Annotated in this window: 21 protein-coding genes; 14 read left to right on the top strand and 7 right to left on the bottom strand. The window is 64.6% G+C overall.

Going from position 1 to position 20374, the window contains the following annotated elements; all coding sequences use genetic code 11:
• Positions 1-11 precede the first annotated feature (11 nt).
• Genes KM031_RS06780 through KM031_RS06760 form a run of 5 tightly spaced genes read left to right on the top strand, consistent with a single transcriptional unit; the run spans position 12 to position 5931 of the window.
• Positions 12-482, top strand: a complete 471-nt coding sequence (locus KM031_RS06780; protein WP_215503766.1) for a formate dehydrogenase subunit gamma — start codon at positions 12-14, stop codon at positions 480-482.
• Positions 482-2005, top strand: a complete 1524-nt coding sequence (locus tag KM031_RS06775) for a formate dehydrogenase beta subunit (RefSeq protein WP_215503765.1) — start codon at positions 482-484, stop codon at positions 2003-2005. The genes KM031_RS06780 and KM031_RS06775 overlap by 1 nt, the downstream gene beginning before the upstream one ends.
• Entirely contained in the window at positions 2002-4884 is a 2883-nt protein-coding gene (gene fdhF / locus KM031_RS06770; RefSeq protein WP_215503764.1) for a formate dehydrogenase subunit alpha, read from the top strand. The genes KM031_RS06775 and fdhF overlap by 4 nt, the downstream gene beginning before the upstream one ends.
• Positions 4881-5702, top strand: a complete 822-nt coding sequence (gene fdhD / locus KM031_RS06765; protein ID WP_371879008.1) for a formate dehydrogenase accessory sulfurtransferase FdhD — start codon at positions 4881-4883, stop codon at positions 5700-5702. The genes fdhF and fdhD overlap by 4 nt, the downstream gene beginning before the upstream one ends.
• Entirely contained in the window at positions 5692-5931 is a 240-nt protein-coding gene (locus KM031_RS06760; protein ID WP_215503762.1) for a formate dehydrogenase subunit delta, read from the top strand. Before fdhD ends, KM031_RS06760 begins: the two co-directional genes overlap by 11 nt.
• Positions 5932-5935: 4 nt before the next feature.
• Here KM031_RS06760 and KM031_RS06755 read toward each other — a convergent pair whose 3' ends face one another.
• Positions 5936-7180 (bottom strand): Hsp70 family protein, encoded by a 1245-nt coding sequence (locus KM031_RS06755; RefSeq protein ID WP_215503761.1) that lies wholly within the window; start codon positions 7178-7180, stop codon positions 5936-5938.
• 122 nt (positions 7181-7302) lie between these two features.
• On the opposite strand from KM031_RS06755, the gene pgsA reads away from it, so the two are divergent.
• From pgsA to KM031_RS06735, 4 genes are all read left to right on the top strand, one after another.
• Positions 7303-7971, top strand: coding sequence for a CDP-diacylglycerol--glycerol-3-phosphate 3-phosphatidyltransferase (gene pgsA, locus KM031_RS06750; protein WP_215503760.1), 669 nt, complete (start codon positions 7303-7305; stop codon positions 7969-7971).
• Positions 7968-8219 carry a molybdopterin converting factor subunit 1 gene (gene moaD / locus KM031_RS06745; RefSeq protein WP_215503759.1) on the top strand — a complete coding sequence of 84 codons (252 nt, stop codon included), beginning with the start codon at positions 7968-7970 and terminating at the stop codon, positions 8217-8219. The genes pgsA and moaD overlap by 4 nt, the downstream gene beginning before the upstream one ends.
• A gap of 1 nt (position 8220) precedes the next feature.
• Positions 8221-8661 (top strand): molybdenum cofactor biosynthesis protein MoaE, encoded by a 441-nt coding sequence (locus KM031_RS06740; RefSeq protein WP_215503758.1) that lies wholly within the window; start codon positions 8221-8223, stop codon positions 8659-8661.
• A gap of 113 nt (positions 8662-8774) precedes the next feature.
• The gene (locus KM031_RS06735; RefSeq protein ID WP_215503757.1) at positions 8775-9575 is read left to right on the top strand and encodes a hypothetical protein; all 801 of its coding nucleotides are present in this window, start codon (positions 8775-8777) and stop codon (positions 9573-9575) included.
• 7 nt (positions 9576-9582) lie between these two features.
• Here the strand turns inward: KM031_RS06735 and KM031_RS06730 are convergent, their stop codons facing one another.
• The 3 genes from KM031_RS06730 to KM031_RS06720 all read right to left on the bottom strand — a co-directional run bounded on the left by KM031_RS06730 (position 9583) and on the right by KM031_RS06720 (position 12104).
• Positions 9583-10581 carry a P1 family peptidase gene (locus tag KM031_RS06730; protein ID WP_215503756.1) on the bottom strand — a complete coding sequence of 333 codons (999 nt, stop codon included), beginning with the start codon at positions 10579-10581 and terminating at the stop codon, positions 9583-9585.
• Between the two features lie 93 nt (positions 10582-10674).
• Positions 10675-11010: a TFIIB-type zinc ribbon-containing protein gene (locus tag KM031_RS06725; protein WP_215503755.1), complete on the bottom strand. Its 336-nt coding sequence runs from the start codon at positions 11008-11010 to the stop codon at positions 10675-10677.
• Between the two features lie 95 nt (positions 11011-11105).
• Entirely contained in the window at positions 11106-12104 is a 999-nt protein-coding gene (locus KM031_RS06720; RefSeq protein WP_215503754.1) for a Hint domain-containing protein, read from the bottom strand.
• A gap of 327 nt (positions 12105-12431) precedes the next feature.
• Between KM031_RS06720 and KM031_RS06715 the strand changes: the two genes are divergently transcribed.
• Positions 12432-13637: an aminopeptidase P family protein gene (locus KM031_RS06715; protein WP_215503753.1), complete on the top strand. Its 1206-nt coding sequence runs from the start codon at positions 12432-12434 to the stop codon at positions 13635-13637.
• A 54-nt stretch (positions 13638-13691) separates the two neighbouring features.
• Here KM031_RS06715 and KM031_RS06710 read toward each other — a convergent pair whose 3' ends face one another.
• Positions 13692-14384 carry a L,D-transpeptidase gene (locus tag KM031_RS06710; protein WP_215503752.1) on the bottom strand — a complete coding sequence of 231 codons (693 nt, stop codon included), beginning with the start codon at positions 14382-14384 and terminating at the stop codon, positions 13692-13694.
• 58 nt (positions 14385-14442) lie between these two features.
• Entirely contained in the window at positions 14443-14802 is a 360-nt protein-coding gene (locus KM031_RS06705; protein ID WP_215503751.1) for a hypothetical protein, read from the bottom strand.
• Between the two features lie 159 nt (positions 14803-14961).
• Between KM031_RS06705 and KM031_RS06700 the strand changes: the two genes are divergently transcribed.
• Complete coding sequence (locus KM031_RS06700; protein ID WP_215503750.1) at positions 14962-17124, top strand: esterase-like activity of phytase family protein; 2163 nt, start codon at positions 14962-14964, stop codon at positions 17122-17124.
• 160 nt (positions 17125-17284) lie between these two features.
• On the top strand, positions 17285-18094 hold the full coding sequence (locus tag KM031_RS06695; protein WP_215503749.1) for a L,D-transpeptidase: 810 nt from the start codon (positions 17285-17287) through the stop codon (positions 18092-18094).
• Positions 18095-18171: 77 nt separating this feature from the next.
• Here the strand turns inward: KM031_RS06695 and KM031_RS06690 are convergent, their stop codons facing one another.
• On the bottom strand, positions 18172-18513 hold the full coding sequence (locus KM031_RS06690) for a cupin domain-containing protein (protein WP_215503748.1): 342 nt from the start codon (positions 18511-18513) through the stop codon (positions 18172-18174).
• Between the two features lie 177 nt (positions 18514-18690).
• Between KM031_RS06690 and panB the strand changes: the two genes are divergently transcribed.
• The gene (panB, locus tag KM031_RS06685) at positions 18691-19530 is read left to right on the top strand and encodes a 3-methyl-2-oxobutanoate hydroxymethyltransferase (RefSeq protein ID WP_215503747.1); all 840 of its coding nucleotides are present in this window, start codon (positions 18691-18693) and stop codon (positions 19528-19530) included.
• A complete protein-coding gene (panC, locus tag KM031_RS06680; RefSeq protein ID WP_215503971.1) occupies positions 19527-20366 on the top strand; it encodes a pantoate--beta-alanine ligase in 840 nt (279 codons plus the stop codon). The genes panB and panC overlap by 4 nt, the downstream gene beginning before the upstream one ends.
• The last annotated feature ends 8 nt before the right edge of the window (positions 20367-20374 follow it).

The following is a 20374-nucleotide window of genomic DNA, read 5'->3' as shown; positions in this document are numbered from 1 at the left end:
GGAGGTCAGCCATGCAGCCAAGTGATGCCGCCACCCTTACCCGCGTCAGTGAGATACTGGCCGCGCATGACGGGATGGAAGGGCCGCTTCTGCCCATTCTGCACGCCATTCAGGCCGAATTCGGCCATGTGCCCCAGGCGGCTTTGCCGGTGATCGCGCAGAATCTGACGCTCAGCCGCGCCGAAGTGCATGGCGTGATGAGCTTCTATCACGATTTCCGCGAAGAGCCTGCCGGGCGCCATGTGCTCAAGCTGTGCCGGGCCGAGGCCTGTCAGGCGATGGGGGCAGACCGGGTGGCAGCCCATGCGCAAAAGCGGCTGGGAATCGAATGGCATGAAACCACGGCCGATGGCGCGGTGACGCTGGAGCCGGTGTTCTGTCTTGGCCTGTGCGCCTGTGCGCCTGCGGCTCTGGTGGATGGCCGCGTGGTGGGCCGGGTGGATGAGGCGCGGTTTGACGCCCTGTTGGCAGAGGTGCGCTGATGAAGATTTACCTTCCCCTTGATGCGGCGGCCAAGGCACTGGGTGCCGATGACGTGGCGAAAGCCGTGCAGGCCGAGGCGGCGAAGCGGGGCATTGACCTGACGCTGGTGCGCAACGGCTCGCGCGGCATGGTCTGGCTGGAGCCGCTGCTGGAGGTCGAGACCCCCGAAGGCCGCATGGCCTATGGCCCGATGACGGTGGCCGATGTGGCAGGCGTGTTCGACGGTAGCAGTGCCAAGGCGCTTGGCCGCACCGACGATCTGCCCTGGCTGCGGGCGCAGACCCGGTTGACCTTCGCGCGCTGTGGCGTGATCGACCCGCTGTCGCTTGACGATTACAAGGCCCACGGCGGCTATGCGGGCCTCACCCGGGCGCTGACGATGACCGGGGCCGAGATCGTGGCCGAAGTGTCGGCCTCGGGTCTGCGCGGACGCGGCGGGGCCGGGTTCCCGACCGGCATCAAATGGAAAACCGTTGCCGAGGCGAAGGCCGATCAGAAATACATCGTCTGCAATGCGGACGAGGGCGACTCCGGCACCTTTGCCGACCGGATGATCATGGAAGGCGACCCCTTCACGCTGATCGAAGGCATGACCATCGCGGGCATCGCTTGTGGCGCGACCAAAGGCTATGTCTATCTGCGCTCCGAATACCCCGATGCGATTGCGGTGATGGAACAGGCTGTCCGGATCGCCCGGACTGCGGGCCTGCTGGGCGCATCGGTGGCCGGGTCCGGCTTTGCCTTTGACATGGAGATCCGCTCGGGTGCCGGGGCCTATGTCTGCGGCGAGGAAACCAGCCTGCTCAACAGCCTGGAAGGCAAGCGGGGCGTGGTGCGGGCCAAACCGCCGCTGCCCGCGCTGGAAGGGTTCCTTGGCAAGCCGACCGTGGTCAACAACGTGATCTCGCTTGCCACCATCCCGGTGATCTTCGAGAAGGGTGCGGCGTTTTATCAGAACTTCGGCCTTGGCCGGTCGCGCGGCACCATCCCGCTGCAAATCGCGGGCAATGTGAAATATGGTGGCCTTTACGAGATCGCCTTTGGTCTGACCCTTGGCGAGATCATCGACGGCATTGCCGGGGGCACCTCCTCGGGCCGCCCGGTCAAGGCGGTGCAGGTCGGCGGGCCGCTGGGTGCCTATTTCCCGCGCGCCCTGTTCGACACGCCGTTCGGATACGAGGAATATGCCGGCAAGGGCGGCCTGATCGGCCATGCGGGCATCACCGTCTTTGATGACAGCGCCGATATGCTGAAACAGGCGCGGTTCGCGATGGAATTCTGCGCGATCGAATCCTGTGGCAAATGCACCCCCTGCCGCATCGGCGCTGTGCGCGGCGTCGAAACCGTGGACCGCATCGCGCGCGGCGATACCGCCGCGATTCCGCTGCTGACCGACCTTTGCGACACGATGAAATCCGGCTCGCTCTGCGCGCTGGGCGGCTTTACCCCCTATCCCGTCATGTCGGCCCTGACCCATTTCCCCGATGACTTCCACGCGACCGCCAAGGAGGCCGCCGAATGAAAGACTTCATCATCCCGGATCGCGATTTCGGCACCCCGGCATCCAAATCGAAAACCATGGTCACGCTGACCATTGACGGCTTTGATGTGACCGTGCCGGAAGGCACCAGCATCATGCGCGCCGCCGCCGAGATCGGCATCAGCGTGCCAAAGCTCTGCGCCACCGACAGCATTGATGCCTTCGGCTCGTGCCGTCTGTGTCTGGTGGAGATCGAAGGCCGCAACGGCACGCCCGCCTCCTGCACCACGCCGGTTGCGCCGGGCATCAAGGTGCAGACGCAGAATGGCAAGCTCAAGCAGCTGCGCCGCGGCGTGATGGAGCTGTATATCAGCGATCACCCGCTGGATTGCCTGACCTGTTCGGCCAATGGCGATTGCGAATTGCAGGATATGGCCGGGGCCGTCGGTCTGCGCGATGTGCGCTACGAGGCCGTGGACACCCATTTCAAGGCCAAGGACAATTCCGGTCAGGTCAATCCGCAATATCTGCCGAAAGACGACAGCAACCCGTATTTCAGCTATGACCCTGCGAAATGTATCGTCTGCTCGCGCTGCGTGCGGGCCTGCGAAGAAGTGCAGGGCACGTTCGCGCTGACCATCGAAGGCCGGGGCTTTGACAGCCGTGTCTCGTTCGGGGCCAAGACCGATACGGCGCTGACCTCGGATTGCGTATCGTGCGGCGCCTGCGTGCAGGCCTGCCCGACTGCGACGCTGCAGGAAAAAAGCGTGATCGAGATCGGCACGCCGGAGCGTTCGGTCATCACCACCTGCGCCTATTGCGGCGTCGGGTGCAGCTTCAAGGCTGAAATGCGCGGCGATGAGCTGGTGCGCATGGTGCCGTACAAGCACGGCAAGGCGAACCGGGGGCACAGCTGCGTCAAAGGCCGCTTTGCCTATGGTTATGCCAGCCACAAGGACCGCATCCTCAACCCTATGATCCGCGACAGCATCAACGATCCCTGGCAGGAAGTGTCCTGGGCCGAGGCGATGGAATTTGCCGCCAACCGGATGCGCGGAATTCAGGCGCAACACGGGCGGCACTCGGTCGGGGTGATCACCTCCAGCCGCTGCACCAATGAAGAAGCCTATCTGGTGCAGAAACTGACCCGTGCGGTGTTTGGCAACAACAACACCGACACCTGCGCCCGCGTCTGCCATTCGCCCACCGGCTATGGTCTGGGCCAGACCTTCGGCACCTCTGCGGGCACGCAGGATTTCGACTCGGTCGAAGAAACCGATGTGGTCATCGTGATCGGGGCCAACCCGGTTTCCGGGCACCCGGTCTTTGCCAGCCGCCTGAAAAAGCGCCTGCGCAAGGGGGCCAAGCTGATCGTTATCGACCCGCGCCGCACCGAAATGGTGGAAAGCCCGCATATCAAGGCGGCGCATCACCTGGCGCTGACCCCCGGCACCAATGTGGCCGTGGTGACGGCGCTGGCGCATGTGATCGTGACCGAAGGGCTGATGGATGAAGAGTTCATCCGCAACCGCTGCGACTGGGACGAGTTCCTGGACTATGCGGAATTCGTTGCCGATCCGAAGCACAGCCCCGAAGCGGTGCATCTGCTCACCGGCGTGCCGCCGGAAGAGCTGCGCGCCGCGGCGCGTCTGTTTGCCAAGGGCGGCAATGGCGCGATCTATTACGGGCTGGGCGTGACCGAACACAGCCAGGGATCGACCACCGTGATCGGTATTGCCAACCTTGCCATGCTGACCGGCAATATCGGCCGTCCCGGCGTGGGCGTGAACCCGCTGCGCGGCCAGAACAACGTGCAGGGCAGCTGTGATATGGGGTCGTTCCCGCACGAGCTGCCGGGCTATCGCCATGTGAAGAATGACGATGTGCGCGCGATCTTTGAAAAGGTCTGGGGCGCCAAGATCGACAACGAGCCGGGTCTGCGCATTCCCAACATGCTGGACGCGGCGGTCGAGGGCACGTTCAAGGGCCTCTATTGCCAGGGTGAGGACATCCTGCAATCGGATCCCGACACCAAACACGTTGCCGCCGGTCTGGCTGCAATGGACTGTGTCATCGTGCATGACCTGTTCCTGAACGAGACGGCGAATTACGCGCATGTGTTCTTCCCCGGCTCCACCTTCCTGGAAAAGGACGGCACGTTCACCAATGCCGAGCGTCGCATCAACCGCGTGCGCAAGGTGATGGCCCCGAAACAGGGATATGCCGATTGGGAAGTGACGCAGCTTTTCGCCAATGCGATGGGCGCGGGCTGGACCTACACCCACCCGTCGCAGATCATGGAAGAAATCGCGCTGACCACGCCGAGCTTTGCCGGTGTGAGCTATGAAAAGCTGGAAACCATGGGCTCTGTCCAATGGCCCTGCAACGAAAAGGCCCCCGAAGGCACGCCGCTGATGCATATAGACGGTTTCGTGCGCGGGCGGGGCAAGTTCATCCGCACCGAATATGTGGCGACGGATGAAAAGACCGGGCCGCGCTTCCCGCTCTTGCTGACCACCGGGCGGATCCTGTCGCAGTACAACGTCGGTGCGCAAACGCGGCGCACGGCGAATGTGGTCTGGCACGCCGAGGATGTGCTGGAAATCCATCCGCATGATGCCGAGGTGCGCGGCGTGAAAGAGGGCGATTGGGTGCGTCTGGCCTCGCGGTCGGGCGAAACGGCGCTGCGGGCGCAGATCACGGATCGGGTGTCGCCCGGCGTGGTCTACACCACCTTCCACCACCCTACGACGCAGGCCAACGTGATCACCACCGATTTTTCGGACTGGGCAACCAACTGCCCGGAATACAAGGTGACGGCGGTTCAGGTCAGCCCGTCGAACGGCCCGACAACCGACTGGCAGGATGATTACACCGCGCAGGCCAACCTGTCGCGCCGCATCCTGCCCGCTGCCGAGTGATGCAGACGCATCGCCCGCTCCGGCGGCTCGCCTTCACGGCGGGCCGCGCCTCTGACGACAGCCGCGTTTTGCCTGAAGAGGTGGCCGTGGCCCTGTCGTATAACGGCTCGACCCATGCGGTGATGATGGCAACGCCTGCCGATCTGGTGGATTTCGCCTATGGGTTTTCGCTGACCGAAGGTATTGCCACACCGGACGAGATCGACACGGTCGAGACGGTGGCAACCGATCTGGGCCTTGATCTGCAGATCTGGCTGAAACCCGAGGCCGAAGCACGGCAGGCCAACCGCCGCCGCACCATGGCGGGGCCGGTGGGCTGCGGCCTGTGCGGGATCGACAGTCTGGCCGAGGCGGTGCGTGTGGCGCGCCCGGTGGTGGATACGGGCTTTCGCCTCACGCCGTCACAGGTGATGCAGGCCGTGGCCGAACTGCCCGCGCATCAGCCGCTGCATGATGCCAGCCGCGCCGCCCATTGCGCCGCTTTCTGGACGCCTGAAGGCATCCAGCTGTCGCGCGAGGATGTGGGGCGGCACAATGCGCTCGATAAGCTGGTCGGGGCGCTGTCGCGGCCCGGCGGCGACCTGCTGGCTGCAAACGGTGCGCTGATCCTGACCTGCCGCGTGTCGATCGACATGGTGCAGAAGGCCTGTGCGCTGGGATCGCCGGTACTGATCGCGGTGTCGGCCCCCACCACTGCCGCTGTGCGCATGGCCGATCAGGCCGGGCTGACGCTGATCGGGCTGGCCCGCCCCGACCGCTTTGATTGTTTTACCCATCCCCATCGTATCGCACCTGAAGAGGCTGCCCATGTCGCTTGAAAAAACACCCCATTCCAAGCTGATCACCATGGCGAACCAGATCGCCAAGTTCATGGAAAGCAAACCCCATGACGAGGGCGTGTCGGGCCTGGCCAATCATATCAATGATTTCTGGGAGCCCCGGATGCGGCGGCACCTGTTTGAAATGCTGGATGCCGGGGGCGCAGGTCTGCGCCCGCTGGTGCTGGATGCCGCCACGCAGATCCGCAGGCCCGCCGAAGCCGCCTGACCCGTCAGGCGAATTTGCGCGCCGCGTCCAGCGCAAGGCCGGTGCCGACGCTGCCCAGCATGTCGCCGGTCGCCAGACGCACGCCCGGCAGCACCTGCTGCACCACCGCGTGCAGAATGGGCAACTGGCTGGAGCCGCCGGTCAGGAACACGGTGCCGACCTGATCGGGGGCCACGCCGCCCTGTGCCAGCACGGCGCGCAGCAGATCTGCGATGCGCGCCAGCGGTGCCGCGACGGCGGTTTCAAACCCGGCCCGGCTGGCCATCGGGTTCGGCCCGCCGGTCAGCCGCGCCAGCATCAGGCGCACCGCCTCAGCCTCGGACAGGGCGATTTTCGCGGCCTCTACCTCCATTGCCAGCGCATGACCCTGACGGTCCGACACCACGCGGATCAGGCGATCCAGCAATTCGGGCCGGTCCGCCGTGTGCCGCAAGGCCTTCAGATCGGCGGCGACCCGCTGCGTGTAAAGAAAGTTGATGCGATGCCAGGTGGCCAGGTCCAGGTAATAATGGCGCGGCATGATTCCGCGCCCGCCGCCGGTCGGTGTGCCAAAGCCCAGATGCGGCATCACCTCGGCCAGGCTCAGCAGCCGGTCAAAATCGGTGCCGCCGACCCGGATCCCGTCATTGCCAAGAATATCCGCCGCGCGGTCGGCCTTGGCGCGCAGGTTCGGCCCCACCCGCACCAGCGACACATCCGAGGTGCCGCCGCCGATGTCGACGATCAGCACCAGCTCTTCGGTGGCCACGCTGGATTCGTAATGCAGCGCTGCCGCAATCGGTTCGTATTGAAAGGCCACCTCGCGGAAGCCGACCTCGCGGGCAATCTCGCCCAGCACCGCCTCGGCGCGGGCATCGCCGTCGGCATCATCCTCGACGAAATGCACCGGACGCCCCATCACCACGGCGGGCACATCCCCAGCGCTGGCCACCAGACGCGCGCGCAGATGGCCGATATAGCGCGCCAGAACCTCGCGGAAGCTGAGGGCCTTGTTGCCGACCCGGGTGCGTTCGGTGATCAGCGACGACCCGAGCGTGCTTTTCAGCCCGCGCATCAGGCGGCCATCCTCGCGGTTGACATAGGCGGCAATCGCCGCGCGCCCGAACTCTGCCACGCCATCCTCGTGCCAGAACACCGCCGAGGGCAGGGTGACGGCATCGCCCTCCAGTGCCAGCAGGTCTGCGCCGCTGACGGATGCCACGCCCACGGTGGAGTTCGAGGTTCCAAAGTCGATCCCGCAGGCCTGCATGGCGTTCCCTTTCGTCGCAAAGCGGCTGACCTAACGTTCCGCTGCACGGCTGTAAAGCCTGCGCTGCGGATAAAATCAGCGGCCCCCTTCCCCCCGCGCGCCCCTTCCGCTACGACTTCGATATGACGTGGAACATACCCAATATCCTCACTGTGCTGCGCCTGCTCGCCGCGCCTGGCGTGGCAGTGATGTTCCTGTATTTCCAGCGGCCCTGGGCCGATTGGTTCGCCCTGACGCTGTTCATCGGCGCGGCGGTCACCGATTGGTTCGATGGCTATCTGGCCCGGCTCTGGAAGCAGGAATCGAAGTTCGGAACGATGCTGGATCCGATTGCCGACAAGGCGATGGTGGTCATCGCCATCATGGTAATCACCGGCTATTCCGGTATGAATCCCTGGCTGATCCTGCCCGCCACGCTGATCCTGTTCCGCGAAGTCTGCGTGTCGGGTCTGCGCGAATTTCTGGGGGCCAAGGCGGGCTTGCTGAAAGTCACCAGACTGGCCAAGTGGAAAACCACGGCGCAGATGGTGGCGATTGCCGTGCTGTTTCTGGGCACTGGGCTGGAATATCTGGAAGGCATCGCCCTGCGCGGGCTGACGCCCGAGCAATATGCCGAAGCGGTGTCGCAGGGGCTTGCCGATCCGATCCGCACCTGTGGCGGGCGCGATTGCGCCGCCTATGCCACGAATGTCGGGTTGGTGCTGATCTGGATCGCGGCTCTGCTGACATTCGTCACCGGCTGGGATTATTTCCGCAAGGCCTTGCCCTATCTGCGGGATGAAAAGCGATGATCGTCGAGGTGATGTATTTCGCATGGGTGCGGGAACGCATCGGTCTGCCCCGGGAAAAGGTGGAGACATCGGCGGCAACCGTGGCCGATCTGATCACCGAACTGTCGGCGCGGGAAGAGCGCTATGCCTATGCCTTTGCCGACCTTCCGGCGCTGCGGGTGGCGCTGGATCAGGAGCTGTCGAGCTTTGACGCCCCCTTGGCCGGCGTGCGCGAAGTGGCCTTCTTTCCGCCGATGACCGGGGGCTGACATGCTGCTGCTGGTGCAAGAGGCGGCCTTCAACATCGGGCGCGAAACCGAGGCGTTCATTGCCGGGGTCGACGGGGCAGGGGCGGTGGTCACCTTTACCGGGCTGGTGCGCGACAATGGCGGCCAACTGGCCGCGATGGAGATCGAGCATTATCCCGGCATGACCGAACGCGCCATTGCCGCAATCATCGACGAGGCCTGCGCCAGATGGCAGCTTGCCGATGCGCTGGTGATCCATCGCCATGGGCGGCTTGGCCCGAACGAGCCGATCATGATGGTGGCGACGGCGGCCCGGCATCGCGCCGATGCCTTCGCCGCGGCAGAGTTCCTGATGGATTACCTCAAATCCCGCGCGCCGTTCTGGAAGAAGGAAATCGGCCATGACGGGGCGGTCTGGGTCGCCGCCAAAGCCGAGGATGAGGCGGCGCTGAACCGCTGGTAACCGGCTCCGGGCGGCACTTTTCCGCGTATCCGCAGTTTTCCGCATCAGGTTAAGAGATTATTCATCATCTCTGATGTGCCACTTGAATGTGCAAACTTTCAGGAGGCATCACCATGACCCTTTCTCCCTTCCATTGGCATGACATCACGCAGGCGGCATTCCGGTCTTTGCCGCCGCTGGATGTCGTCTCTCCCTTCGGGTTCGAACTGCTGGGCGCCCCTGCGGTGGCCGCGCGGCAGGTCGCCCGGTTCTACCTGTATTTCCGGTCCGAGTTTGTGACCGAACAGGCGCTGCTGCACCGGCTGCTGGCCCATCTGCGCAGCAATTGGCCCGAGATCCATGCGCGGGTCGCGGTGATCGGCTCGCGCCGGTTGGGGGCGATTCCGCTGCTGCCGGAACTGACGCCGCAGGATTACTTCATCCATGTCGAACAGGTCGATACGCCCTATCCGGTGTTGCGCGCCCATGCGCGTTATATGGCAGGGGCGGTGCATGCGATGGGGGCAGGTTATCTGCCCGAACTGGCCAAGATCGAGCGGTCGGGCATGGCGCGGCTGCGCATCCGGCAATTGTTCCTGATCAGCCAGAGCCTGCATGCCGGTCTTGCGGATTGCGTACCCGACGGCATGGCGCGGGTGTCGCCGTCGCCTGCCGGGGTTGATCCGATGCGGGAACAGCCGATCACCCCGGAAGAGCGGATCCAGATCACGCAGATCGTCGAGGCGTGCCGGCGCTTCATCGCCACTCCCGCCTTTACCCGACAGGCGGCGTGGCGTGACTTTGATCTGCTGGCCTCGGGGCGGCGGCAGCGCATCGCGGTCAATCCGGGGCTGTTCGACCGGGCGGCTGCTCTGGCCGAAACCCGCCACCGCGCCTTTTACGCAGAGGCGCGCGAGCCTGCCATGGCCCGATGAGGGCGGATCAGCGCGGCGCGAAAGGGTGGCTTTGCCAGCAGGGTTGCAGGTCGCCCGGCATGGGTCGGGCGGCATGAACCCCGCGCGCAATCGCCCGCGCCAGACAGCAGGCGGCGGCGTGGCCGATCTGGAACAGATCGCGCAGCGGATCAGCCATGTGCCAGCTGCCGGTGGCGGCGGCAAAGACCAGATCGCCGTCCAGCAGCGTGTGCGCGGGCACGATGGCCCGCGCCATGCCATCCTGCGCGGCTGTGGCGATGCGCTGCGCCTCGGCCTGCGTCAGGGCGGCATCGGTGGCGACGATGGCGATGGTAGTGGCCTCGCCCATGCGTTTCATCGGCAGCGGATCGGTCTCGGCAGGGAAATGCGTCGGCAGGCCCAGCCCGCCAAACTCGCCATCCAGCTCCCAGGGGGCGGCCCAGAACTGTGGACCATCGCCGATGGTCACGCTGCCAAGCGCGTTCACGGCCACCAGCGCGCCCACGGTGATACCGCTGTCCAGCACACAAGAGGCCGAGCCGAGCCCGCCTTTCCATCTGCCGGTGGCCGCGCCATACCCTGCGCCGATGGTGCCCAGCAGGAAATCCGTTCCCGCTTCGGCAAGGGCGCGGCGTCCGAGTTGTTTATAGGGGTTCTCGTCCCAATCCTTGTTGCCGCCATTCAGCAGATCGAACAGGATGGCCCCCGGCACGATCGGTACCCGCTGCGTGCCCACGGCAAAGCCCCGGCCCATGCGGCGCAGGCCGTCCGCCACGCCCGACGCGGCATCGAGCCCGAAGGCCGATCCGCCTGACAGCACAAGAGCATCCACTTGCTGCACCAGCCGGTCGGGGGCCAGAAGATCCGTCTCGCGCGTGCCGGGCGCGCCGCCCATGACATTGACCGCCGCCACAAAGGGCGTATCGGCCAGCAGAACGGTTGCGCCACTGCGCAGCGTGGCATCCTGTGCATGGCCGACCCGCAGCCCCGCCACATCGGTGATCAGATTGCGCACCCCGGGTTTCATCTGTGCCATCCCTGTTCCGCGCGGCAGATCCGTGTTCTGCCGCGCGTCAAGGCTGCGCCAAGGCCGTGCCGGGGGCAAGGCCCTGTTCGGAGATCAGAAATCGAACAGATCGGACAAGAAGCCTTCACGCTTCTTTTTCCTGTGGCCGCGATAGTCGTCATCCGAGCCGCGATAGCCGTCGCGCGAAGGTTCGCGATAGCCCTGATCCCGATGCGGGGGCGGGGCGAAAGCCTCGCCGCGCGGCGGTTCGGGTTGATAGAGCGGGCGGGGGGCTGCGGCTTGCGGAGCGGGGACCGCAGCACCACGTTCGATGATCTTGTCCAATTCGCCGCGATCCAGCCAGACGCCCCGGCATTTGGGGCAATAGTCGATCTCGACCCCATTGCGATCAGTCATCACCAGGGTTTCATTGTCCACGGGGCAGCGCATCGGCAGTCTCCTTCAGGGCATAAAGCGGAACCTCACCCGGTTAGATGGGGATCGTTCCGCGTCATGCAAGGCAACCGCTGCGGTTCGGTGGTGCATCAGGCGAACATACGCAGATCCGTTTCGGCAAGCGCCGATCCGCAGCCGATCCGCAGCGATCCGCTGCGCGGTGCGCCCGCCGCCCGCAGCAACATGCGGGTTTCGCGCACGGTCAGCACCGGCAGGCAGGGCAGGGCCGTTTCGTCCTTCAGCGCGACCGGGGCATCCTCTGCCGAGGCCAGCAGCGTTTCCGCCGCCAGACCTTCGGCAAACACAAGGCCATGGCGGTCACAGAGCAGGTGATGGAACCGGGGGGCCACGCCGCCGATGTCCAGCCGAACACCGTCAAAGTTGATGAATGCGACGGCAGGGGCAAGGGCGGCGGTCATGGCAAAGCAGGTTTCCAGCAGGCCGCCGCTGATCGGCAGGCGGTGTTGCTGGCTGACCCGCAGGGTCCGCTTCGGCATGCCGGGGCCAAAGGTGTTCGCTTCGATCCGCACCGGCAGGTGGCGCACCGCCGGGCCTTCCGGCGCAGTTGTTTCCAGAACCGCGCGCACGATCAAAGGCGTGCCATCAGCGCTTTTCAGGGCCGTTCCGGGGCGCAGCGCCTCGACCGGCACCAGACCCCTCATCGTCTGAATCAGCGTGCCCGCCGCAAAACACAGCGGCGCATCGGTTCCAAAATCATAACCGACCGCATCGACATCCACCACAAGCGCGATCATGCCCAAGGCATTGGGCAGACCATCGGGAAAGATGAAGTGAAAGTCGCCCGTGACCGAGGATTGCATCACGATCAGATCGACCGGCGTGCCGGTCGGCACCGTCACGCCAAGGACGTTGATTCCCGGCTGGGCGGTGCCGGTGCCGATCATGGTGAACTCGACTCCGTCCAGCGTCACAGTCTCGCCGACGGTGATCTTGTCATTCTCGTCAGTAAGCGTGCTGGATGTCGTTGTACCGAAGTCAGACAGCACCAGCGTTTGTTGTTGCGACAGCAGATTCGCTGCAAGCAGTGACCCGTTGTAAACTCGTCCCTGAACGGCAAAGTCAGGCATGATGCCTCCTTGTCTTTCGGTGTTTTGTTCAACCAATGCGGCTCAACCCAAAGGAGAGGGTCACTGACGAATGTTGCCCTGAGGTGTTCTGATTGGGGCAATTTTGTGGCGGATGGGTAAATATTGAATTGCGGGCATTTATTTTGCGGCAGTTGAACGCTGCGTCATTTTCTGCAATGTTGTGGCAGAGTCGTGGCGATGGCGTCGCCGCAGGGGCTTTCAGGCCTTTCCGCTCGCAGGGCCGTAAACCCTGCCCAAGTCCTGTACGCCGGGACCTTTCGGGGTCTTGTGGCGCGATCAGGCCAGACCCCTGCGATGAGGTCTGTTATGACGGAACGTCCACAATTCTATCGCTTTCACCAAGGTGACCGGGTGCTGCCCTTTGCGGCATCTGAATATGAGACTCGTCTGGCCGGGCTGCGCCAGATCATGCAGGATAACGGGGTGGAGGCCTGCGTTTTCACTTCGATGCACAATATCGCCTATTACTCGGGCTTTCTGTATTGTTCCTTCGGGCGGCCCTATGCGCTTGTGGTGACACCGGGCGAAAGCGTCACGATCAGTGCGGGCATTGACGCGGCGCAGCCCTGGCGGCGCTGCCACGGCGATGCGATCACCTATACCGACTGGCAGCGCGACAATTACTGGCGCGCGATCCTGTCGGTGACGGGCACCGGCAAGGTGATCGGCTGCGAGGCGGATCACCTGACCATGCTGCAATCCGAAAAGCTGACGGCGTTTCTGCGCCCGACCAAGGGGTTCGATATTGCCCCCGCCACCATGCAGCAGCGGATGCGCAAATCGCAGGCCGAGCTGGATCTGATCCGCCATGGTGCGGGTGTGGCCGATGTGGGCGGCTTTGCCATCCGCGAGGCGGTGCGGATCGGCGCGCGCGAGATCGACGTGGCCATGGCAGGCCGCGACGCGATGGAGCTGGAGATTGCCAAGCGCTTTCCCGATGCGGAATATCGCGACAGCTGGGTCTGGTTCCAGTCGGGCATCAATACCGACGGGGCCCACAATCCGGTGACATCGCGCGCCTTGCAGCACGGCGACATTCTCAGCCTGAACACCTTCCCGATGATCTCGGGCTATTACACGGCGCTGGAACGCACGATGTTCATGGGGGCTGTGGATGCCGCCAGCCTGCGGATCTGGGAGGCGAATATCGCCGCGCATGAATATGGCATGAGCCTGCTGGTGCCGGGTGCGGTGTGTTCGGAGGTGACGGCCAAGATCAACGCCTTCTTCGAGGAACGCCAGCTGCTGCAATACCGCACCTTCGGCTATGGCCACAGCTTTGGCATTCTGTCGCATTACTACGGGCGCGAAGCCGGGCTGGAGCTGCGCGAGGATATCGACACGGTGCTGGAACCGGGCATGGTGATCAGCATGGAGCCGATGCTGACCATCCCCGAAGGCCAGCCGGGGGCCGGGGGCTACCGTGAACATGACATCCTGTTCATCACCGAAGACGGGGCCGAGGATATCACCAAATATCCCTATGGCCCGGATTTCAACGTGGTGGCCTGAGATGTGGCACCTTGCGCGGGCAGACAGCCTGCCCGCGCAAGGTGTGCCTCCGGGTCAATAAAGCCCAAGAATCGCGGCGGGGGCCACCGCAGGCAGCACCCGCACCCTTGCGCCGTGGCGGGCGCGGCGGTGCAGGTCGATCACGTCCTGATCCAGCAACCGGATACAGCCGGACGACACCGCCTTGCCCAGATATTTCGGCTCGCAGGCGCCGTGGATGCGATACAGCGTGTCTTTCCCGTTCTGGAACAGATAAAATGCCCGCGCGCCCAGCGGATTGCCCGGCCCCGGTGGCATACCGCCATTGGCCACCGAATAGGGGGCAAATTCCGGGCGGCGCGCGATCATCGAATCCGGGGCCTTCCACACCGGCCATTCGCGCCAGAATTGCAGTCTCGCATCGCCGCTCCAGGAATAGGCATCCGCGCCGGTGCCGGCCCCGTAACGCATCGCCGTCTCGGCGCTTTCGACAAGATGCAGCTGCCCCGCCGAAGGATCGACGATGATCGTGCCGACCGGCTGATCCGGGTAAGGATTGGCCACCTGCTGTCGCCACAGATGCGGCGGCACGATGCCTTCGGGCACGGCGGGCACCGGATAGGGCTCGTCGGTGATGGCACCGTAATGGGCGGGCAGCGGCGGGTAGACCGGCTTTTCCGGCGGGGGCGGGGCGGGCGGCGTCAGGGCGGCGCAGGCCGACAGGGCGGCGGAGGCGCCCGCAGCAACGAACATGCGGCGAGAGATCATGTCTCGGTCCTTCTGATGCAAAACGGGAAAGCTGCACCCACGGCGGCAGCGACCGGCTTCACATCAGGCGCGGCGGCTTTTTCTTGACGGGCGGAATGACCCCGGTGCGCCAGCCACCGTCGAGCGTCCAGCCGGTGTGCTGTTCCGACAGCGGCGGCGGCGGCAGGGTGACGGGCAGCGCGACAAGCTCGGGCGCGCAGGACGATCCCGTCAGCAGGAAGGTGCCACATCGGTGCAGGGTCAGTGCGGCATCGGCGGGCGGCGCGCCTGCCGTCTGCGCCGCCATTCCTGTCGCGGGTGGCGTGGATGGCTGGCTGCTTTCACCGCGCACTGCCTGCATCCGCGCAGCCGCATAGGCACCCCACGGCAGAACCGCAAGCACCAGCAGCGCAAGGAAGACAGACCGCAACAAAGCCATGCTGGCCTGCTAACAAATCCCGCCGCAGGTGTCGACGCGGCGTCCGAACACAAGGCTGCGAGCAGGGGCGGCCCTGCCGTCACAAAACGGTAATCCGCGTGTTATCCGCACGTTACCCGCAGCGGTCATGCCTCCGCCATCATAGCTTGAGGATGCCCGATGCGTTTTCTGACCTTCACTTCCGCGCTTGCCCTTGTGGCAGCCAGCCCCGCCCTGTCCGAGCCGGTGTTCAACCGTGTGTCCAGCTTTGCCACGCCGCTGAACATGGCCTCGGGCGAAGATCAGATGCGCCCGACCAGCGCCGAGATCATCACTGCCACCGAAGATGGCATGACGCTGATCTATACCGACAGCCCGCTGGGGGGGATTGGCCTGATCGACATCACCGATCCGAAGGCCCCGAAGCCCCTGGGCAATATTGCCATGGGCGGCGAGCCGACCACCGCACAGGAAATCGGCGGCAAGGTGTTTGTCGGCGTCGATACCTCGGAAAGCTTTACCAATCCGTCGGGCAAGCTCGTCACCGTCGATCTGGCCAGCAAAGCCGTGACCGCCGAATGTGATCTGGGGGGGCAGCCGGATTCGGTGGCCCGCGCCAAAGACGGCAGCTTTGTCGCCATCGCCATCGAGAATGAGCGCGATGAAGAGGTGAATGACGGTGCAATCCCGCAGATGCCTGCCGGGTTTGTGGTAAAACTGCCGGTCAAGGATGGGGCCATCGACTGTGCGGGACTGCAAAAGATCGAGCTGACCGGCCTTGCCGCCATCGGCGCGGATGACCCCGAGCCGGAATATGTGGATGTGAACGCGGCGGGCGAAATCGTCGTGACGCTTCAGGAAAACAACCACATCGTCATCATCGGGGCCGATGGCAGCGTGACCAGCCACTTCAGCGCGGGCAGCGTGGATCTGGACGGGATCGACACCAAAAAGGATGGCGCCCTGCGCTTTACCGGCAAAAAAGATGGTGTGCTGCGGGAGCCTGACGGGGTGAAGTGGCTGGATGCCGATCACATCGTCACCGCCAATGAAGGCGATTGGGAAGGCGGCTCGCGCAGCTGGACCGTGTTCAAGCGTGACGGCGCGGTTGCCTATGAAAGCGGGGCCAGCCTTGAGCACGCGATTGCGGCCGCCGGTCACTACCCGGACAAGCGCAACAAGAAGGGTGCAGAGCTGGAAACGGTGGAGCTTGCCACCTTTGGCGGCGTGCCGATGGCCTTTGTCGCGTCGGAACGCGCCTCGCTGATCGGTGTCTATGACATGACGGATGCGGCCAATCCGGTTCTGAAACAGCTTCTGCCCTCGGGCGTCAGCCCCGAAGGCATGGTGGCGATTCCGCAGCGCAACCTGCTGGCCAGCGCCAATGAGGTGGACCTGATCGAGGATGGCGGCGTGCGGGCGCATGTCATGCTGTATGAACTGGCCGAAGGCACGGCGGCCTATCCGATGATCACTTCCGAAGGCACGGCAGAGCTGTTGGGCTGGGGCGCGCTGTCGGGTCTGGCTGCCGATCCGGCGCAGGCGGGCAAGCTTTATGCCGTGTCGGACAGCGTTTATGGCGCGGCCCCGATGATCTACACGCTGGACGCCACGCAGACCCCGGCGCGGATCACCGCAGCCCTGCCGGTCACGCGCGATGGCAATCCGGCGCAGAAGCTGGATCTGGAAGGCATTGCCAGCGATGGCGAAGGCGGGTTCTGGCTGGCCTCCGAAGGGCGCAGCGACCGGCTGATCCCGCATGGCATCTATCATGTGGATGCCGAGGGGGCGATTGATCAAGAAATCGCGCTGCCCGCCGAACTGCTGGCGCATGAGATCCGCTTCGGGGCCGAAGGCATCGCCGTGCAGGGCAAGACCCTGTGGATTGCCATGCAGCGCGAATGGAAAGATGATCCCAAGGGCATGACCAAGCTTCTGGCCTATGACACCGAAGAGGAAAGCTGGGGTGCCGTGCATTACCCGCTGGATCCCGCAGGCGAAGGCCGCTGGATGGGCCTGTCGGAAATCACCATTGATGGGGATTGGGCCTATCTGATCGAACGCGACAATGGCACCGGCGCTGCGGCACAGGTGAAATCGCTGACCCGCGTGGCGCTGGCCGATCTGAAACCCGCAGCCCTTGGCGGTCCGCTGCCGGTGGTCACGAAAGAGGTGGTGCGCGACCTGATCCCCGATCTGGGCGTGCTGAACGGCTATACCGCCGAAAAGGTCGAAGGCTTTGCCATCGACGCGGCGGGCACCGGCTGGGTTGTGACCGACAATGATGGCACCGATGACAGCTCGGGCGAGACGCTGTTCTGGCAGATTGGCGCGATGCGCTGATCCTGCTGCAATCCCGGCCGATATGGCCTGAAATGTGTCCCCCGGCTGCCATGGCCGGGGGATTTGTTTTCCGGACCACGAGGAAGGGGTTGACCTGCCGGGCCTGGCTGGCGCTTTTGTCAGGGAATTCACCCCGAGCCCCGAGTCCAACGTGCCCCCCATGTTCTCCCGCCTTTTTGCCCTTCTGTCATTCGTGACGCTCGCCGCCTGCGCGGCGGCACCACCGGAACAAAAGGCACCGAACACGGTGCCGGGATATGAAGCCGTCGAGGATGGCGGGTTTCTGATCCCTGCCGTTCAGGAGCGGCAGTTCGTCGGCTCGCCTCCGCGCGAGGAAGTTGCCTATAACGGCAGCGAAGGGCCGGGCACCATTGTGGTCGATCCCTTTGCCCGCAAGCTTTACTACATTCTCGATGGCGGTCGCGCGATGCGCTATTCCATCGCGGTCGGGCGTGTGGGTCTTGGCTTCCGGGGCAGCGCCGTGATCAACCGCAAGGAAGAATGGCCGTCCTGGACGCCGACCGCGAACATGATCCGCACCATGCCGGAGTTCTATGCCGAATATGCGGGCGGTCTGCCGGGCGGTCTGGAAAACCCGCTGGGCGCACGGGCGCTGTATCTCTATCGCGGTGGCCGCGACACCTATTTCCGCATCCATGGCACCATCGACAACCGCTCCATCGGGCGGGCCACCTCGGCCGGATGTATCCGCCTGTTCAATCAGGATGCGATCGACCTCTATAACCGGGTCCGGCTTGGCACGGTGGTCAAGGCCCGCACGCAGGAGGAATCCGAGCGGCTGGAGGGCAAGATGATGGAAGACGAATGGGGCCTGCTGATCCCCTATGACGCCGCCCGCGTCGATGAAATCGCCGCAAAACGCGCCATCAATGAAGAAAAGCTGAAAGCGCAAATCGCAGCCGAGGCCGAAGCGGCCAAGCGCGAACTGGGTGTTCAGGCCAGCAACTGAGCCGCGTGCCTGTTGTCAGATCCAAAAACGGCCCCGGATGATCCGGGGCCGTTTTGCATTGGTGGGGCTGTGATCCGTCAGTTCAGAATGACGTAGTCCTTCAGCGTGGTTTCCACCACTTCCCAGGTGCCCGCAAATCCGGGGCGGATGATCCAGCTGTCACCCGCCTTCAGCGTGGTGGCGACCCCCGCCGTATCGGTCAGGATCGAGACGCCTGCGTGGATATGGACATATTCCCATTCCGCGTAGCTGACCTTCCACTTGCCGGGCGTCGATTGCCATATGCCGCAATAGAGCCCGTCCCGGTCCTCCATGTTCCAGGTGGTGTGGACAGGATCGCCCGCCAGCACCAGTGCGGGGTCGGGGCGGGCCTCCTCGGCGGGGGTGGTGCTGCGGTCGATACGGTGCAGAAGGCGCATGCTTTGATCCTGTTGTAAACGTGTGGCTACCCCATTCGCCGCAACGTGGCGCGCGCGGTCAAGCCCGTTTCGCCGCCGGTTTTCCGCTGCGGCGCGGCGGTCAAGTTTCGCTGGTGCGGCAAGGTGGCCGCCGTTATACAGGGCCAACCATTCCTCTTGAGGGAGAGCAAGAGCGACATGAGCGCATCCAGCCCTGTCCGGTCCGTATTGCCCGCCGATATTCTGGCGCGCAAGGGCGGCACCCCCATCGTTTGCCTGACCGCCTATACCACACCCGTCGCCCGGATCGTGGATGCCCATTGCGACATCGCGCTTGTCGGCGATTCCGTCGGGATGGTGCTGCACGGCATGCCTTCGACGCTGGGCGTCACGATGGAGATGATGATCCTGCATGGCCGCGCGGTGGTGCGGGGCTGTCAGAAGTCCATGCCGGTGATCGACATGCCGTTCGGATCTTACGAGGAAGGCCCGGCACAGGCCTATCGCAATGCGGCCCGGCTGATGGCCGAAAGCGGCGCCCCGGCGGTCAAGCTGGAGGGCGGCGCGCATATGGCCGAGACGATTGCCTTCCTGACCAAACGCGGTGTGCCGGTGATGGCGCATATCGGGCTGACGCCGCAATCGGTGAACACGCTCGGCGGCTACAAGGTGGTGGGCCGCGATGGAGAGGCCGACAGCGTGATGGCCGATGCCGAAGCGGTGCAGGCGGCAGGCGCGTTTTCGGTGGTGCTGGAAAAGGTGCCCGAAGGACTTGCGTCGCGCATCACGCAGCGCCTGTCGATCCCGACGATCGGCATTGGCGCGGGGCTGCGCTGCGATGGCCAGATCCTTGTGGTGGATGACATGCTGGGCCTGTTCACCGAATTCCGCCCGAAATTCGTGAAACGCTATGGCGAGCTGGGCCGCGCGGCGGATGAGGCGATTGCTGCCTATGCCGCCGAGGTGCGCAGCCGCGCCTTCCCGGCACCGGAACATGCCTTTGCCGATGTCTTGCCCACGAAGGGGCCGAAAAGCTGATGCAGATCCTCAGGACGGTGGCCGAATTGCGCACGCGGGTGCGCGGCTGGAAGGCGGATGGCAAACAGGTGGGTGTCGTGCCGACCATGGGCGCGCTGCATGAAGGGCATATGAGCCTTGTGCGCGCGGCCCAGCGGGGCTGCGACCGGGTGATCGTCACCATCTTTGTGAACCCGATGCAGTTCAACAACCCGGATGATCTGACCAAATACCCGCGTACCGAGGACAGCGATGCCGCCCTGCTGGCGCGCGAGGGCGTGGACATCATCTTTGCCCCCACCCCGGATGAGGTCTATCCCAAAAGCTTTGCCACCAGCATCACCGTGGCCGGGATCAGCGAGCCGCTGGAGGGCACCATGCGCCCCGGCCATTTTGAAGGCGTGGCCACGGTTGTGGCCAAGCTGTTCGGCATGACGCAGGCCGACCGCGCCTATTTCGGCCAGAAGGACTGGCAGCAATTGCAGGTGGTCAAGCGCATGGTCGCGGATCTGAACATCCCCATCGAGGTAGTCGGCTGCGATACCATCCGCGAACAGGACGGGCTGGCCATGTCCTCGCGCAATGTGCGGCTGGATCCGCTGTCGCGGGCGCAGGCCCCGGCGCTGCACCGCATCCTGACCCGCGCGGCGACCGCGATCCGCGACAGCGGCGATGTGGCGACGGTGCTGGAGACGGCCCGCGCCGATCTGCGCGCGGCGGGCTTCACCGAGGTCGAATATCTCGACCTGCGGTCCGCAGCGCTGCTGGAGCCGATGGCCCGGCTTGACGCCCCGGCGAGGCTGCTGGTGGCGGCCTGGATCGGTGGCGTGCGCCTGATCGACAATATCCCGGTCTGATCCGCGGC

The organism is Gemmobacter fulvus, from assembly GCF_018798885.1.
In the GTDB taxonomy this organism is placed as follows: domain Bacteria; phylum Pseudomonadota; class Alphaproteobacteria; order Rhodobacterales; family Rhodobacteraceae; genus Gemmobacter; species Gemmobacter fulvus.
The sequence above is the reverse complement of the archived record's forward strand: the minus strand, read 5'-3'. Positions and strand labels throughout refer to the sequence as shown.

Coding starts and splice junctions, on each gene's coding strand:
- KM031_RS06780 (WP_215503766.1), top strand. CDS start 12: ATGCAGCCAAGTGATGCCGCCACCCTTACCCGCGTCAGTGAGATACTG.
- KM031_RS06775 (WP_215503765.1), top strand. CDS start 482: ATGAAGATTTACCTTCCCCTTGATGCGGCGGCCAAGGCACTGGGTGCC.
- fdhF (WP_215503764.1), top strand. CDS start 2,002: ATGAAAGACTTCATCATCCCGGATCGCGATTTCGGCACCCCGGCATCC.
- KM031_RS06760 (WP_215503762.1), top strand. CDS start 5,692: ATGTCGCTTGAAAAAACACCCCATTCCAAGCTGATCACCATGGCGAAC.
- KM031_RS06755 (WP_215503761.1), bottom strand. CDS start 7,180: ATGCAGGCCTGCGGGATCGACTTTGGAACCTCGAACTCCACCGTGGGC.
- pgsA (WP_215503760.1), top strand. CDS start 7,303: ATGACGTGGAACATACCCAATATCCTCACTGTGCTGCGCCTGCTCGCC.
- moaD (WP_215503759.1), top strand. CDS start 7,968: ATGATCGTCGAGGTGATGTATTTCGCATGGGTGCGGGAACGCATCGGT.
- KM031_RS06740 (WP_215503758.1), top strand. CDS start 8,221: ATGCTGCTGCTGGTGCAAGAGGCGGCCTTCAACATCGGGCGCGAAACC.
- KM031_RS06735 (WP_215503757.1), top strand. CDS start 8,775: ATGACCCTTTCTCCCTTCCATTGGCATGACATCACGCAGGCGGCATTC.
- KM031_RS06730 (WP_215503756.1), bottom strand. CDS start 10,581: ATGAAACCCGGGGTGCGCAATCTGATCACCGATGTGGCGGGGCTGCGG.
- KM031_RS06725 (WP_215503755.1), bottom strand. CDS start 11,010: ATGCGCTGCCCCGTGGACAATGAAACCCTGGTGATGACTGATCGCAAT.
- KM031_RS06720 (WP_215503754.1), bottom strand. CDS start 12,104: ATGCCTGACTTTGCCGTTCAGGGACGAGTTTACAACGGGTCACTGCTT.
- KM031_RS06715 (WP_215503753.1), top strand. CDS start 12,432: ATGACGGAACGTCCACAATTCTATCGCTTTCACCAAGGTGACCGGGTG.
- KM031_RS06710 (WP_215503752.1), bottom strand. CDS start 14,384: ATGATCTCTCGCCGCATGTTCGTTGCTGCGGGCGCCTCCGCCGCCCTG.
- KM031_RS06705 (WP_215503751.1), bottom strand. CDS start 14,802: ATGGCTTTGTTGCGGTCTGTCTTCCTTGCGCTGCTGGTGCTTGCGGTT.
- KM031_RS06700 (WP_215503750.1), top strand. CDS start 14,962: ATGCGTTTTCTGACCTTCACTTCCGCGCTTGCCCTTGTGGCAGCCAGC.
- KM031_RS06695 (WP_215503749.1), top strand. CDS start 17,285: ATGTTCTCCCGCCTTTTTGCCCTTCTGTCATTCGTGACGCTCGCCGCC.
- KM031_RS06690 (WP_215503748.1), bottom strand. CDS start 18,513: ATGCGCCTTCTGCACCGTATCGACCGCAGCACCACCCCCGCCGAGGAG.
- panB (WP_215503747.1), top strand. CDS start 18,691: ATGAGCGCATCCAGCCCTGTCCGGTCCGTATTGCCCGCCGATATTCTG.